The sequence below is a fragment of the Kitasatospora sp. NPDC029312 genome, from assembly GCF_055569215.1.
Window position 1 is genome coordinate 35,134 of the sequence record NZ_JBVHXY010000054.1, and the last position, 14,704, is coordinate 49,837.

Below are 14,704 nucleotides of genomic sequence, written 5' to 3' on the forward strand. Positions count from 1 at the left end.
CCCAGGAAGGTCCAACTCACTGCCACGAGAGTTGACTGGTGTCGCACCTGCCCTCGACGTCGCCCGCCGGGGCGACCGTCTCCTCGGCCTCGACGACCCAATGACCGTCAGCGGCCGCTCGGCCAGCCGCAGCAAGCCCCTCACTCCGGCATCGACGGCTACGGAATCACCCACCCGAGGGCCGCATGGGGGGAGGGCGGTTGAACCCTGCTCAGTCCGGGCAAGCGTCACGGGTCCGTCCCCATGCGAGGTTGTACAGTCCGTCCGGTCGCGCGGGTCCCCGGCGGTTGGGAGTCCTTGCCGTGTTCGCTCCGTTCGTCTGCTGGGGCAGCCCGATCGTGGCGGACGTTCGTCGCCTCCTCGGTGACGTGAGGGCCCGAGGCCGCCGGCACGGCATGGGCTGGTCGAGAGTCCCCGAGCAGACGCGCGCGGGTGCTTTGTGGCGGTGAGGAGGATCAGCGGTCCGCGGTGGATGGTGGCGCTCTGGTGGCTGCTGGGGCTGGTCACGCTCGCCCTGGCAGCGGTCTGGGTGGCGGTTCGGATCGCGCCGGTCCAGTCGGTGTCGGCGGCGGGGCAGACAGTGCAGGTGGGTGCGGCGCCGTTGACCTGGAGCTGGTCCGGGCCGGGACGGCTGGAGCTGTTCGGGCAGACGCTCGCGACGCTGCCGCATTTCGACGGGCCGATCCGTCCACGGCTCAGGCTCTCGCACATCACCCCCAATGCCGAGGTCGCTCAGCTGCTGCAGTCGGGGAACCACGGCGCGCTGACTGTGGTGGGCGATCGGTTGGCCGAAGGGTGGATCCGCTACGGGCTGTGGGAGACCCTGATCGCGGCGGGCCTGGTCGTGCTGGTGCTCGTGGCAGTGACCGGGGCCCGACGGATGCGGGGACGCACGGTGGCGGCCGTCGTGACGGCCGGAGTGGCAACCGTGGTCGCCGCCAACACGCTCGGCTTCTACTTGCTGGCGGCAGGTACACCGGACAGGCTCCGCACCGTGCGCTTGCTGTCGGAGCTGGTCGGATCTGCACCCCTGACGCCGGTGCCGCAGCCGGTCGAGCCCACGTTGAGTGCTGTGCGCGCGGTGGTACTGGGGGACTCCACCGCCGCCGGCGCCGGGAACCGGCCACTGCCGGACGCCGACCCGTTGGACCGGGCCTGTGGGCGCAGCGCCGACTCCTTCGCCCTCCAGTTGGCTGCCGTCAACCGATGGAAGGTGTTGAACCTCGCATGCTCCGGCGCGACCGTCCAGGCCGGCGTGCTCGGAGTGCAGATCACTGGCACGCAGGCGGTGGCGCCGCAGCTGTCCGAGGCCCAGCGGGCCACCACCTCCATCGCGGTGATCGTCAGCATCGGCGCGAATGACATCCACTGGGCGGACCTGACCAGACTGTGTGCCGCCGCTTCCGACTGCGGCGACCGGGCCACCACCGCGTTCTTTCAGGCGCAGCTGGCCCGGTTCGCGGCGGATTACCGGGATCTGCTCACCCAGCTCGCGGCCCTGCCGGGCCACCCACGGGTGATCGTCAACGAGTACTACGATCCGTTCGGCACCGACACCGGCTGCCTGGCTGGGCAGGGCTTGACTACGGCGAAGACCAGGTCGCTGAGGGCCAGGCTGGAGGACCTGAACACGGTTCTGCGCGAGGGGGCTGCAACCGCGGGCTTCGCGGTCGTGCGCGCGGACTTCGCCGGTCACGAACTCTGCAGCAGCCAGCCGTTCGTCCAGGGGGCGGCCGATCAGGCGCCGTTGCACCCCAACGCCGCCGGCGAGGTCGCGATCGCTCTGGCCGACCAGCGGGCCCTCGCCGGTCCGAGTGGGTGAACCCTGTGCGATGCGGAGAATCCCCGGCTCCGATGGGGCACTGATCCGGGCCTCGGAGCCGCAGCCAAGCAGAGAGGAGGTCGTGTGTGGAGTCGACGGCACGGTTCGGCCTCACGGTGGCGGTGGTTGCGCTCGCCGTCAGCGCGGCTGTGCTCTCCAGCCGGTTCAGTGCCCGGGTCCGGATCCCCGCACCGGCCTTCTTCCTAATGGCCGCCGCCGTCGCCTCCGACCTCGTCCCGGGGCTGGCGCGGCTGCCAATCGGCACCGTCCAGCAAACGGTCTCCCTCGCCCTGGTCGTGCTGCTCTTCCACGGCGGCATGGACATCGGCTGGCGCCGCCTGCGCCCGAACGCGGCAGCGGTCACCTGGCTCGGAGTCGCCGGCACGATCGGCACGACCGTACTGCTCGCCGTCGCCGCCCGGCTGACCGGTCTGACCTCGACCGCCGCCCTGCTGCTCGCCACCGCCCTCGCCCCGACCGACCCCGCTGTGGTGTTCTCGGTCCTGGGCCGACGCGAGATGACCGGCCGCACCGGGCTGCTCCTCCAGGGCGAAGCTGGCGCCAACGACCCGGTCTCCATCGCCCTCATGGTCGGACTCCTGGCAGCCGGAGACCCGTTCAGCGCGGGCGGCACCGTCTTGGTGGAATTCACCGAACAGATGACCGTAGGAGCGGCCGTGGGCGTCGCCGGCGGGCTGGGCCTGTCCTGGTTCGTGCGCCGGGTCCCGCTTCCGAGCGAGGGCCTCTACCCCCTACGGGCCCTGGCCGGGGCGTTCGCCCTGTACGGGCTGGCAACAGCCGCCCACGGCTCGGGCTTCCTCGCGGTGTTCATCGCCGGCGTCCTGCTCGGCGACGTCCACGCTCCCTACAAGGGCGAGATCCTGCACTTCCACGCCGCCCTGGCCAGCCTCGCGGAGATCACCGCGTTCACCCTGCTCGGCCTCACCATCCCCGTACGCACCCTGGCCACACAAGGGGCCTGGGAGGTCGGCCTGGTACTGGCGGTGCTCCTCGTGCTCGTGGTGCGGCCCCTGGTGATCCTGGCACTTGCCTGGCCACTGCGCCTGCGAATGGGTGAGCGGGTCTTCCTGGCATTCACCGGCCTCAAGGGCGCGGTGCCGGTGCTGCTGGGCAGCTTCATCCTGACCTCCGGCCGGGCCCAGGCACAGCGACTCTACGACGCGGTGTTCATCGCGGTGGCGTTCTCCGTTGTTGTACAGGGCTCGCTCGTGCCCGCTCTCGCGCGCTGGTGCCGGGTGCCGATGCGGCTCGGGGACTTGGAGCCATGGGCGCTGGGGATCCGGCTGTCAGACCGGCCTGAGAGCGCGCGGCGCGTCACGGTCGAGCCGGGCTCGCCGGCGGACGGGACGGCGGTCGCCGACCTGGGCCTGCCCGAGGGAGCGTGGCTCAGCCTCGTCATCCGCAGGCGAGGGCTGGTCGCGGTGAACGACGCCACCGTGCTACGTGCCGGTGACGAGGTCCTCCTACTGGTGGAAAGCGCGGACGCGCAGGACGCGCTCGGACTGTTTCGGTCAGCGTGACGACCACCGGGCCGCGTTGCACGTGGCCGACCTGAACTCGCACGAGAACGCATCTGATCGACGGGGATCCGCGGTCGACAGCGCTGCGTGTCATGCTCGTGCTGCGGTGCCGCCCAGGGCACCGCAGCACGCGCTGGTAGTTCCCCCTTTCCGTGAGTTGTCCCGTGACCGCTATGCCTGGCAGTAAGACCACCACACCCGCGTCCGGCCTACCGCCTTCATCGCCGGCGGTCGCGTAGCCGGCGCGGCCGGCCACTCAACGTCGGGCGCCGCTGGCTCCCATCGCGGCCTTGGCAAGCGCGAGGACGAGGCACACGCTGCCGACCGCGACGTTGCTGGCGATGACCGCCGTCGTGTCGACCGGTCCGGACACGACCCATGGCGCGATGATCGTCCACACACCGATGCCGAGTGCGCCCCAGCTCATCGCGTGCGTCCGCTCGTAGGCCGAACCGAGGCCCGCCGTCAGCAGAGCGAAGGCGATGCCCACGATGAGGTTGTTCACGGCGATCGTGCGGAGCGTGTCGAACCCGACGATCCAAGCCGACGCGGCCAGGTACAGCCCGGACAGCACGCACAGCCCTTCGACCGCCTGGGCGCCCGGCCTCGAGACGACGGCCTCCGAGTGCGCACGCAGGGCGACGATGTCCGGGTGGTCTTCGATCCGGCGTGATGTGGGCGCAGTCATGGTGAACTCCTCTCATTGGCTGGAACCCTAATAAGGTCCTACCCGGACAAGCCAGCACGATACGTTTGCATAGGGCAAAAATCGGAAGAATTCGCCGCGTTCTCGACATGAGCGCACACTTGTCCGACAGGCCTGTGCGGCCGAGCGCCGCTGTGAAAGGCAACGATCAGGCGCAGGCTCGATGGTGACGCCCATGTGAAGGTGCCTGTGAGAGTGCGGACGGCATCGACGGGTACCTGCCCACCGCCCGCACCGTGCGAGGGGAGAACAGCACCGAACCGATCGCCGAGCAGACCATGGCACCGCTGCTCGACTGCGCGCTGCGCGGGGTCGAGGACTTCGCCGACGACATCCTCGGCGCGAGCGCCGAGCGTGACCTCCTTCAGGCCCGCGCCCGCACTACGACCGGGAGCTTCGAGACCCGCAGGCAGGCGCTGCACGACTACCTCGGCCCGGTCCTCGCCGCCGGCTCGCCGCTGCCCACCCCCATCCGCAAGGGCGCCGTGTGCCTGTCGAGCGCCTATCTGCAGGCCGTCAGCGGCGCCACGGTCATGCAGATCAGGGCCTACGCCGCCGAGCACGGCCTGGCGCGCCTCGCGGTCGAGCGTCCGGGCCCGTGCCCGCTCGCCGCCGAGGTGACCGGACGCGTCGACGGCCGGCCCTGGCGGACGTCGATCGGCTTCCACGAGGCGCCCGTGCTGCGGCGCCACCTCGGCACCGCCTGCTTCATTGTCATCGCCTACCTCACCGGCATGCGTCCGGGCGAGAAAGGGGCGGAGTTGCATCCGATGCAGCACTCTGCAGGGTTCAGGAAACCGCGAATCCGCAGGTGACAGACGTCCGCTCCGCCATCTTCTCGCGCCCCGCAGACGGTCTACCAGCGGCTCTTGCATCCAGCGGAAGTTGTCTCAACAACGTTGTACCTAACGCAACGGAGGCTGGAGTGGCGAAGGCTGCCGATTTGGCGGGTGCGGCTCACCTGATGCTCGTGGACGGGATCTCCTACCTGGACCCCGAGCCCGCGGTGTTCGAGGCGATGCTGGAGGGGTGGACCAAGCAGCAGCGGGCCCGCTTCCTGAACTGGGACGGGACCATCAAGCCGCGGTTGTCGCTGGTCCGCCGGTTCGCCGAGTTCTCCAACCAGTACCCGTGGCAGTGGCAGCCAGCCGAGTTCGAGGCGTTCATCGACCATCTCCGGGCGAAGACGCCGACGTTCACGGTGTCGAGCGGCCGCAACTACCAGAACCACCTGCGGTTGTTCTGCGAGTTCATCACCGATCTGCGGTACGGCTGGATGTCCGTCTGCCAGGAGCGGTTCGGGCAGGTGCCAGTCCAGATCCTCCATGAGTGGAACACCGTCACCCACGTCAGCGAGTACGAGGGCGACCCGAGCCGCCGACCGCTGACCTACGACGAGATCCAGGATCTGTTCGACGCCGCCGACGGACGAGTCGAGGAGATCCGAAAGCGCGGACGCAAGGGCGTGTTGACCGCGATGCGCGACTCCGCCCTGATCAAGACCTACTACGCCTATGGCATGCGGCGCCGGGAGAACGTCGGCCTCGACTTGGCCGACCTCCGGCGAAATCCGAAGGCCCCGCAGTACAGGCGCCACGGGGCGGTGTTCGTGCGCTGGGGCAAGGCCTCCAAGAGCAGCCCACCCAAGCGCCGCACCATCTTCACCGTCCCCGAGATGGACTGGATCGTCGACGACCTCGACCACTACCTGACCGAGGTCAGGCCCCGGTTCAACGCGGGGAGCACCCCGCAATCTGGGTCACCGAACGCTGCGGGCGCCTGTCTCGCCGCTCGGCGAACGAAGCCTTCGGAGCCGCCAAGGAGGCCGCCGGCCTGCCCGAAGAGCTCGAACTGCACTGCCTAAGGCATTCCTATATCACCCATTTGACAGAATTTGACTACCCGGCGCGGTTCATCCAAGACCAGACCGGCCACGGCTACGCGAGCACAACAGCCCTCTACACCGGCGTCTCGGACGAGTACCGAAACCGGCTGCTGCACAAGAAGTTGGGCCAGCGATACCCCGGAATCTGGGAGGACCCGAAGTGATCAAGAAGATGGGCTACCGCTGGAACCTTCGCAAGCTCATGGCCGACCGGGACATGTTCCAGACCAGCGACCTGGTGCCGCTGCTGGCCGAACGAGGCGTCAGCCTCTCACGCGAGCAGGTCTTCCGCCTGGTCACCCAGCCGCCGCAGCGGCTGTCGATGGACACCCTCGCAGCTCTGTGCGACATCCTCGCCTGCCAGCCCAACGACCTCATCGAGATCCAGGTCGTCAATCAGGAGGTACGCAAGACCGCCGGCGGTGAGACGCCCAGCCCGCTGCCGGCCGCGCGCCGGACCGCGATCCGACGGCCGGAGGGCCTGTGACCGCCCCCTCGCCGACCGCCCCGTCGGTCATCGCCCGGCTCGCCGCGCAGGCGGCACGAATGGAAGCCGCCACGAACGCCGCTGTCGGCGAGATCACCAAAGCCCTGCCGGTGCTCGGCACCGCCGACGCGGAGGCGGCCCTGGAAGCGGCGGTGCCGATCCCCGTACGCGGGGCGGCACGGTTCCTGGAAGAACTGGCCGATCACATGGCCGCCCACCCCGACGCACTGACCTCGGGCAGTTCCCTCTGCCCGCCCGTCCTGCTGCGGCTGGCCCAGGTGCTGCACGAAGCCGGCCATCCGGTCGTTCGCCCAGGATGCGCGCACTGCGGAATGATCCGCTCTGACCTGCGACAACTCTGTCCCGAAGGACGACTCTGCGGATCCTGCGCCGCCCGAAGCCGAAACCGCGAAACCTGCGCGCGCTGCCACCGCGACGGCCAGCGAGCCGTCGCCCGGCGCCCCGAGGGCCCGATCTGCAACCGCTGCTACCGCACGGACCCCGCCACGTTCGAGGAGTGCGCCGACTGCGGTGAGCTCCGACACCCCGTGGTGCGACGCGAGGACGGCCGCGGCCTGTGCATCAAGTGCTGGAAACGCCCGATGCACACCTGCGTGAGTTGCGGCAAGAACGCAGCCGCCGCCGTCGTCGACGAGAAAGGCGCGCTCTACCACCTCTGCTACAACCGTCACCGCCGACCACGGCGTCCGTGCGGGCGGTGCGGACAGCTCAAGCGCATCGCCCGCAACGCGCGAGACGGGCAGCCGGACCTCTGCGACGGCTGCTACCAGGGACCCGAGGCGACCTGCTCGATCTGCACCCGTGTCCGCCCTGCGTCAGCCGTGACCAGGAGGGCCGGCCGGTCTGCGGCACCTGTTACCGGCACACCCGCACCGGGGAAACATGCGCCCGTTGCGGCCAGACCAAGCCGGTCAACGCCCGATGGCCCATCGGACCGGTCTGCAGGGTTTGTTACACCGCCGTGCTCCGGTCACCGGTCGAGTGCCCCCGCTGCGGCACGGTCCAGCCGCTGATTGCGCAGGGCGATGACGGCACCGGGGTCTGTGGCCCCTGCGTCGGCTTCGCCGTCGACTACACCTGCCGCCAATGCGGCCGGGCCGGCAACCCCCACAGCCGCGGCAGATGCGCTCACTGCGTCCTCGCCGAGCGGGTCAACGCCCTGCTCGCCGGGCCCGACGGCACCGTCGCTCCGCAGCTGGAACCGCTCGCGGCCGCGCTGGTGGAAGCTCCTTCACCGTTCCGCGCCATCCAGTGGGTCAAGGAGAGCCCGAACACCAAGCTCCTGGCTCAACTGGCGGCCGAGGAGTGCGAACTCACGCACGAGTTGCTGGACGAGCTGCCGCCCAGCCGAAACCAGCGCTATATTCGCCAACTCCTTGTCCACACAGACATCTTGGATGCGCGAAACGAAGACATCGAACGCATCCCCGGGTGGCTGGAGCACGAACTCGCGGGTAGGCCGGCCGCGCATGCCAACCTCGTCCGCCCGTTCCTGCACTGGTTCCTGCTCCGACGCGCCCGCCAACGGGCAGCCACCCGCCACCATCCCGCCTCCGCCGACCGCGACCTGCGACGCCGCATCAGCGTCGCTCTGGACTTCCTGGCCTGGACGGACCAGCGCGGGCTGGCCCTGGCCAACCTCGCCCAGGAGCACGTCGACGACTGGATCGCCGGCGCCACCAGCCAACGGCGCTACCTGGTCCACTACTTCCTGAAATGGACCACGAGCCGCCAGCTGACCCGCGAGCTCACCGTTCCCTCCATCCCACGGCAGGAGCCCCAGGACCTGCTCGACGAGGACGAGCGGTGGCCACTGCTCCAGCGGTGCCTGACCGACGAGGCCCTGCCCGCGGATGTCCGGGCAGCCGGCGCAATCACCCTGCTGTTCGGCCCGTCGACCGAACGCCTCTGTCACCTGACACCCGAGCACCTCAAGGTCGGTGACAAGCACACCCATTTGGTCCTGGGTCGTCACCCCGTGCTGCTGCCTCCGCGTCTCGCCAAGCTCCTGCGACGTCTCGCTGAACAGCCCGAGCTACGGCCACAGCTCTCGCGATCCCACCCAGGCCCTCGGTGGCTCTTTCCCGGTATGGTCCCCGGCAAGCCGATCTCGACGCACGGCATGACCCAGAAGCTGGGCCGGCACGGCATCGCGGTTCGCACGGCCCGCAACGCGGCACTGGCGGCCCTCGCCGCTGATCTTCCCAGCCCGATCCTCGCCGACGTGACCGGGATGCACCGCCACACCGCACGTCGCTGGGTTGCCTATGCCCGGCGCGACTGGCCGAATACCTTGCCGTTCGCGTTGATGAAGAGGGAGAGAATAGACGGTAGTTTCAGCGGCATTCCTGGGCCTGGGCAACCCCTGCTGGAGGTCGCGTTGGCGGTGGCCTGGGCGATGACTGCCCGGCGGACGTCGCACTACTGCGGGCGGGTGCGGGCCAGCAGCGCCAGCTGGCACAATGCAGCCTCGCCGGACGCGACGGCTTCCAGCTTCCAGGTCCTGGAGGAGAAGGTCGCTCAGGACCGTTCATGATCGCGGCTACGGTCAGGCTCCATGGCTCTGGCACACGTCTGATCCGTTACCGAGAGTGATAGAGCGCGCGTCGATATCGACGCGACAGCCGCGGCCCCGAGCTGGCTCGCACCGGAGCGAGATACACCACCGATTGGCACGGGTCGATCGGCAGGGATGTCACTGCTGCGGCGATTCGCGCTGTCACCTTGCTGGACCTTCCCTCTTCCTTCTCCTTGCGCCATTGGTGCCCGGTCAGCCGCCGCGAGAAGTAGGCACAGCTGGTTGCCAGGCAGCAGAGGCAGACCGAGATGCTCATGCTGTCTTCAGCAGTCGCGGGGTCAGCGCCTGAGAAGCGGAAGGCGCCGTTCTCCAACGCCGTCACGAGAGCGCTGGGGTCGTTCGCAGACCCGATGGCAGACATGACAGCAAGACCAGTCCTCGCAAGGCAGCCGGTGCCCTCGCGCCCCCGTGTGACCAAGGCTTCGACGACACTCAAGCTCTTCCTCTTGGTTACCTCGTACACGACATCCGGCACAGCCACTTCATCAGGTGCGGACCGCCGCACGTCGATGCATTCGCGGGCCGATCTGATGAGATCGCGCGGCAGCCCGCCGCTAAGCGAATGGCAATAAAGGACTAGCGGGTCGGGAAATTGGAGTACGCGGTGCTTGAGTAGGTTTCTCGACTCGTCGATGCTGAAGCGCCGCACCGGCGTGATCAGATCGAAGGCCGAGTCGAACGCGTCCCGCAGCGGGACGCCCCGCAAGGCGAAACTCTGTAGGGCGTCCTCGGAGACCGAGACAAGGAAATGGGTGCCGGGGTTACGAAGGAGATCTTTGATCTCATTGATGAACGACAGAGCTTGTGCTGGGTCATCCATCTTGTCTAGCTCGTCAAGCGCCAAAATGATCTCAAGGTCGGACTCCTTGCAGATTTGCGCGGCAAACGACTTGAAAGAGGCAACCCGCTCCGGACGGCTCTTTTCTTTCTCTGCCAGCTCAAGCTGTTCCTGATCCTCGACCTGAATGAAGCTCGCCTTAAGGATATTCTTTGCGGTGCGCTGCTGTTTCGTGGAGAACTCCAGCGAGTCCAGGGCGGTACGGGCCAGGGTGACCACTTTCGGTTCCCTGGAGCGCGACTGAGGAATCAGCATAGATGTGAACGTCGGGATTGCGACGAGCACGCCGACGAAACCGAGCGTCAGGGCGAAGATATCTGAGTCGGATAGCCTCCAGTACGGAGAGAGGCGATTCAGCAGAAAAATGCCAGCACTGCCGTAGAGAAGAATAAGGCTAACAACGGCCCGATTGAACATCGTTCGCCGAAACGGCCGGCCGGTCAGGGTGATGGGCTCGGCGTTGTTGACCCGCAAAACCTCCCGAGCAAGTTCGGCATGGAGTAGACGGACAAAATCCTCAGCCTGGTACCAGACCGGAACCGGCAAGTAGACGCCAAGGTAGTTACGTGGATCACGGACGGTGATGCTCTGCATCACCGTGGTCTTCCCTACTCCGCGCGGACCGCTGAGACCAATGGCCGAGGTTCGGTGCTCATCGATAAATTTCCACACCTGTTCCACTGAGTCGGAAGGTACACCGCTGGTGGAGTCGAGCTCGACCAGTCTCGGTGCCGTGCTGGTTCGCAGGCGTGGGATCTGCCAAGTGGCGTCCTCATGATCGGCGTTTACGATAGCAGAAAGGATAGAGGCGGACTCTGTTTCGAGCCGCACCTTCAGGTCAGTCTCAGCTGCCGCGAACTCCTGCTTGGAACGGTATGACTTTTCCCTCCCTCGAAGTGTTAGCCAGCTGGTCAAAACGGTATTGACCGCGCCCACCACCAGCAGAAGCACAGCACTCCTAGAGAATCCGTGCAGGACAAAAACTGTCACGACTGGCGGGAGGAAGAGCAGCGACAGCAAGAGCAGGATCTTCCTAAACCTATACTCCCGATTCCCAAGATTTGACCCTGCTAGTGATCTTTCCCATTGAATGAGAGGCTCTTTTACTGCAGCGAGAAGATCTGAGCGCTTGGCTTCTATTTGCTGCGAAACTTCCCTCGATTCGAGCAGCGCAGTCTGCAGCTCGCTGTCCTTCTGAGCCTTTTCGAATGCCTCGTCGAGAAGGCTCTTTATCCTGGGGTCAGGATTTTCGATTTCTTGAGCTAGTGGCATCGCGTCGACCATTGGTCCTCCCGAGACGACCGGGCAGTACCGATTGCCGTTGCTTCCAACCTATGGGAATGGCGGTCCGATCGCCATCGCGGAACTTCACCCGCAATCGACGTACCCGTTCAGCCGTGCTGGCCTCGCATGGCAGGGCTGGCTCCGAGCGGTCAACAGCAAGCGCCTGGGCCGCCACACAGGCAGTGGCGCGACGTGGTTCTGGTGGAACGCCGCAGTCCTGCCGTCTCCGGATCATGCTCCCCGGGCGGTGACGGTGGCAACGACGATGCCGTCGAAGGACAGCAGGCCGAGGAGAGAGTCAGCTGCGTTTCTGTTGGGCGTCGATCCGTGTGATCGCCGCCTCGGGTGACGAGTGCGAACTCGCATGCAAGCAGCCGCGCACACCTCGTCCGCCCGTTCCTGCACTGGCTCCTGCTTCGACGCACCCACCCAGGGGCCGCCACCCGCCACCGCCCGAGCTCGTCATCGCCCACCATCCAAGCCGAACATGTCCTCTGGACATTCCGGGACGGCAGCACCCTTCGGCTTCACTTTCCCACCGGAGAGGCCCACTCGCCGCTCGCAGGGTCCAGCCGCGCCGGATCCGAGAGAGGGAATAGTGCACGGTCGGAATAACCCCCTACCGCCAGTAGTCCTCGGTCTGCGCTCGGGCGGCTGCCCCGACCCCCTACCCGGCAGCACCCGGACCGGCCGGGCGCCACCTGATTCGAGGCCACGAGTTCAAGGGCGCCACTGACCCGGACGGCAACTACCTCTCCGGCGGCGCCGAACGCGCCGTCCCCTGGGTCGCGATCGCCCCGGTCGTCCGTGCCATCCGCGTCCTGGAACGGATGGTCCCCGACCGTGCGCTGCTCTTCGACCGCCATGCCCACGACCCCGCCGAGACCGGCACCGTCAAGCTCGGCGCCATGGCGTTGTGCATCGACGGCTTCATCGCCTGGGCCAACGCCGAGCAGGCCCGGCACCACCTCGACGGCGCCCGTATCCCGCCCGACCCCCACGGCCGGGTCATCAGCGCCCGCTTCCGCCGCACCCTCGCCTGGCACATCGCCCGCCGCCCCGGCGGCCTAGTCGCTCTCGCCATCCAGTACGGACACTTGCTCACCCTCGTCTCCGCTGGCTACGCCTCCCGCAGCCGCGACGGCATCCACGACCTGCTCGACATCGAAACCGCCCGCGCCGTCGCCGACACCGCCGCCCGCCTCCACGACGACCTCGCCGCCGGCACCGGCATCTCCGGCCCCGCCGCCCGCCACGCCATCACCACCGCCGCCCATGCCCCCCGCTTCGAAGGCACCACGCTGACCCCCACGGCCGCCCGGCGTCTACTCGCCCTCCCCCACGCCACGCTCCACGACAACCCCCACGCCCTCGTGCTCTGCCACTACAAACCCGCCCAGGCCCTGTGCCACCGCGACCACCGGGCCCAAGCCCCCCTCCTCGACCACTGCCAGCCCACCTGCACCAACATCGCCCGCACCGACCACCACGCCACCCAACTACGCCGACGTGCCGAACTTCTCGACCGCCAGGCCGACCACGCACCCGCCCCCGTCGCCGAGCGCCTACGCGCCAACGCGCGACGGCTGAACGCCCACGCCGACCACCACGACCGCACCCGCACCATCCACCAGGACCCGGCGTGAGCCCCGCACCCGACGAACGCGCTCGCATCCGCGCCGCCATGGAGCGCATCCTCGCCGGCACCGCCGAGCACTCCACCGGCGCGCTGACCATCGTCGCCCTCGCCCAGGAAGCCGACGTCCCCCGCAACGCCCTCACCCAACGCCACCCGGACCTGAAGAACGAGTTCTACACCCGGATCGCCGACCGCGGAGCCGTCCCGGACACCGAAGCCCGCCTGCGTGCCACCGTCGCCAAGCTCAAGACCACGATCGCGAACAAGAACGAGGAGATCACCCAGCTCCGCACCGACCGCACCGCCCTCATCCGAGCCGTCCATCAGCTGACCCTGGAGAACCAGCAACTCCGCGAACCACCACGGAGTCAGACCGTCATCCCCTTTCCCGGCACACCCCGCCCCCGGACCTGAACGGCAGCCACGGTGACGGCCCGGCAGGACTGGGGCAGGGGTAGGGCCGCGAAGTCTGAGACGTCGGCTGCGGCGCGAGGATCAGTTCCAGCAGCTCGTGCACGGGGTGCCTTCGGGCGGACGGTCAGGCGGGGCCGCGGTGCGGTGTTCGGTCGGCTGGAGCCGTCGAAGGTCTCCGGTCCTGGGGCCGGTGCCGCGCGCGGGCGCCCGCCGGGGTGGGTCACAGGTCCAAGTCGTGGTCTTCGGCCCAGTCCGGGAGTTGGGGCTTCCAGGCGGTCATGGTGAAGTGGCTGGTGCCGTCGTTGTCGATCGTGAGCCAGGAGGTGTGGACCTGCTGCGCCAGGTGGGTGAAGCGGGGGGCGGTGGTGGCCAGGGCCAGGAAGCCGGTGAGGACGGTTCGGGTGGGGTGGCGGGTGGTTTTGCCCGCGCCCAGCCAGTGGCCGGTGATCAGCTCGCCGCGCGTGGTGGTGATCAGCAGGCGGCCGGTGGCGGTGGTGTCGGTGCCCGACACGTGGGTCAGCTGGTAGGTGAGGTGGAAGCGCGCCCGGGCGCCGGCGATCCGGCCGGTGCCCTGGCTGACGACCTCGCTGCGCGGGTAACCCTCTTCGGGCGGGAGCACGGTGGTGGCGGTGACCCTGCCGCGCCCGGTGATGAGGAGGAGACGCGAGTTGTCCATGGTGTCGTGTGTCCTTTCGTTGTCCTGGTCTTGCGCCGTGGCCGCTTTCCGCGGCCGCGGGGTGGGGGCGTCGCCGACGTGGTGTCCGTGCCGTGCGGCGGTCCGTGCCGGTGGCGGGTGGGCGCCCGTCGCCGTGGCGGCGCCAGGCGGCGGTGGGGCGGAGCGGCAGGTGCTCCGGCTCCGGCGCAGGAACCCCGCCAGGAGGTCCCGGACGATCTCGGCGTAGTGCGGGGCATGGACGGGGTGGACGGCGCGCAGGGCGGCGGCGAGGCGGGTGCGCGGCGGCACACCGGCCGGCTGTCGAACGGTCATGGACGGGTCCCGCGTTTGGGGGTGAGAGCGGAAGCGAGGCGGGTGTGGTGCGGCGCGGTCGTCGAGGGTGCCGTTTCCGCGGGCGGGTTCCCGGGCCGGGGCCGGCCCGGGAACACCGAAGCCCCTCCTGTGGGTGGCCTGCGGCGCCCCCGGGCACCTTTCACCGGCCCGGGCAGGCCGCTGAAAGGCGTCGGGGGCGCCGGGGCGGTCAGGCGGTACCGGGCTACTGCTGGTCGGCGGCCAGGCGCTGGAGGAGGTAGTGGGCGAGGGCGGCGGGGGTGGGCTGGGCCCACATGACGCTGGGCGGGATGCGCAGACCGGTGTCGGTTTCCAGTCGGGTGCGCAGGCCGGTGGACATCAGGGAGTCCAGGCCGATGGCGTTGAACGCGGTGGTGGGGGTGAGAGCGTCGGTGTCGCGGTGCAGGACGGTGGCGGCGTGCTCGATGACGGCCTGCTGGAGCAGGGCGTGGCGGTGGGTGTCGGTGGTGGCCTCGGCGAGGG

General features: G+C 68.6%; 14 protein-coding genes. 10 read left to right on the forward strand and 4 right to left on the reverse strand.

Features of this window, described 5'->3' with window-relative positions:
- Positions 1 to 472 precede the first annotated feature (472 nt).
- Together ACZ4WV_RS31425 and ACZ4WV_RS31430 are read left to right on the forward strand one after the other, a co-directional pair.
- Entirely contained in the window at positions 473 to 1,822 is a 1,350-nt protein-coding gene (locus ACZ4WV_RS31425) for an SGNH/GDSL hydrolase family protein (RefSeq protein WP_465752036.1), read from the forward strand.
- A gap of 86 nt (positions 1,823 to 1,908) precedes the next feature.
- A complete protein-coding gene (locus tag ACZ4WV_RS31430) occupies positions 1,909 to 3,363 on the forward strand; it encodes a cation:proton antiporter domain-containing protein (protein ID WP_465752037.1) in 1,455 nt (484 codons plus the stop codon).
- A 256-nt stretch (positions 3,364 to 3,619) separates the two neighbouring features.
- Here ACZ4WV_RS31430 and ACZ4WV_RS31435 read toward each other — a convergent pair whose 3' ends face one another.
- On the reverse strand, positions 3,620 to 4,051 hold the full coding sequence (locus ACZ4WV_RS31435) for an SPW repeat protein (protein ID WP_465752038.1): 432 nt from the start codon (positions 4,049 to 4,051) through the stop codon (positions 3,620 to 3,622).
- Positions 4,052 to 4,305: 254 nt separating this feature from the next.
- Here ACZ4WV_RS31435 and ACZ4WV_RS31440 point away from each other — a divergent pair, with 254 nt between their 5' ends.
- The 6 genes from ACZ4WV_RS31440 to ACZ4WV_RS31465 all read left to right on the forward strand — a co-directional run bounded on the left by ACZ4WV_RS31440 (position 4,306) and on the right by ACZ4WV_RS31465 (position 8,998).
- The gene (locus ACZ4WV_RS31440) at positions 4,306 to 4,884 is read left to right on the forward strand and encodes a hypothetical protein (RefSeq protein ID WP_465752039.1); all 579 of its coding nucleotides are present in this window, start codon (positions 4,306 to 4,308) and stop codon (positions 4,882 to 4,884) included.
- A gap of 110 nt (positions 4,885 to 4,994) precedes the next feature.
- Positions 4,995 to 5,933: a tyrosine-type recombinase/integrase gene (locus ACZ4WV_RS31445; RefSeq protein WP_465752040.1), complete on the forward strand. Its 939-nt coding sequence runs from the start codon at positions 4,995 to 4,997 to the stop codon at positions 5,931 to 5,933.
- The gene (locus tag ACZ4WV_RS31450; RefSeq protein WP_465752053.1) at positions 5,849 to 6,118 is read left to right on the forward strand and encodes a tyrosine-type recombinase/integrase; all 270 of its coding nucleotides are present in this window, start codon (positions 5,849 to 5,851) and stop codon (positions 6,116 to 6,118) included. Before ACZ4WV_RS31445 ends, ACZ4WV_RS31450 begins: the two co-directional genes overlap by 85 nt.
- A complete protein-coding gene (locus ACZ4WV_RS31455) occupies positions 6,115 to 6,441 on the forward strand; it encodes a helix-turn-helix domain-containing protein (protein WP_465752041.1) in 327 nt (108 codons plus the stop codon). The genes ACZ4WV_RS31450 and ACZ4WV_RS31455 overlap by 4 nt, the downstream gene beginning before the upstream one ends.
- Positions 6,438 to 7,475, forward strand: coding sequence for a hypothetical protein (locus ACZ4WV_RS31460; RefSeq protein WP_465752042.1), 1,038 nt, complete (start codon positions 6,438 to 6,440; stop codon positions 7,473 to 7,475). The genes ACZ4WV_RS31455 and ACZ4WV_RS31460 overlap by 4 nt, the downstream gene beginning before the upstream one ends.
- Complete coding sequence (locus ACZ4WV_RS31465) at positions 7,424 to 8,998, forward strand: hypothetical protein (RefSeq protein ID WP_465752043.1); 1,575 nt, start codon at positions 7,424 to 7,426, stop codon at positions 8,996 to 8,998. Before ACZ4WV_RS31460 ends, ACZ4WV_RS31465 begins: the two co-directional genes overlap by 52 nt.
- A gap of 46 nt (positions 8,999 to 9,044) precedes the next feature.
- Here the strand turns inward: ACZ4WV_RS31465 and ACZ4WV_RS31470 are convergent, their stop codons facing one another.
- Positions 9,045 to 11,162 (reverse strand): hypothetical protein, encoded by a 2,118-nt coding sequence (locus ACZ4WV_RS31470; protein ID WP_465752044.1) that lies wholly within the window; start codon positions 11,160 to 11,162, stop codon positions 9,045 to 9,047.
- An 830-nt stretch (positions 11,163 to 11,992) separates the two neighbouring features.
- On the opposite strand from ACZ4WV_RS31470, the gene ACZ4WV_RS31475 reads away from it, so the two are divergent.
- Positions 11,993 to 12,808, forward strand: a complete 816-nt coding sequence (locus ACZ4WV_RS31475; protein WP_465752045.1) for a hypothetical protein — start codon at positions 11,993 to 11,995, stop codon at positions 12,806 to 12,808.
- Positions 12,805 to 13,215, forward strand: a complete 411-nt coding sequence (locus ACZ4WV_RS31480; protein ID WP_465752046.1) for a hypothetical protein — start codon at positions 12,805 to 12,807, stop codon at positions 13,213 to 13,215. Before ACZ4WV_RS31475 ends, ACZ4WV_RS31480 begins: the two co-directional genes overlap by 4 nt.
- Before the next feature lie 220 nt (positions 13,216 to 13,435).
- Here the strand turns inward: ACZ4WV_RS31480 and ACZ4WV_RS31485 are convergent, their stop codons facing one another.
- A complete protein-coding gene (locus tag ACZ4WV_RS31485) occupies positions 13,436 to 14,203 on the reverse strand; it encodes a hypothetical protein (RefSeq protein ID WP_465752047.1) in 768 nt (255 codons plus the stop codon).
- 223 nt (positions 14,204 to 14,426) lie between these two features.
- Positions 14,427 to 14,704 (reverse strand): acyl carrier protein (locus ACZ4WV_RS31490; RefSeq protein ID WP_465752048.1); only part of this gene is annotated, 278 nt, incomplete at its 5' end.

Excerpts from the sequence above, each read along its gene's own strand:
- ACZ4WV_RS31425 (WP_465752036.1), top strand. The coding sequence starts at position 473 with ATGGTGGCGCTCTGGTGGCTGCTGGGGCTGGTCACGCTCGCCCTGGCA.
- ACZ4WV_RS31435 (WP_465752038.1), bottom strand. The coding sequence starts at position 4,051 with ATGACTGCGCCCACATCACGCCGGATCGAAGACCACCCGGACATCGTC.
- ACZ4WV_RS31470 (WP_465752044.1), bottom strand. The coding sequence starts at position 11,162 with ATGGTCGACGCGATGCCACTAGCTCAAGAAATCGAAAATCCTGACCCC.
- ACZ4WV_RS31475 (WP_465752045.1), top strand. The coding sequence starts at position 11,993 with ATGGTCCCCGACCGTGCGCTGCTCTTCGACCGCCATGCCCACGACCCC.
- ACZ4WV_RS31485 (WP_465752047.1), bottom strand. The coding sequence starts at position 14,203 with ATGACCGTTCGACAGCCGGCCGGTGTGCCGCCGCGCACCCGCCTCGCC.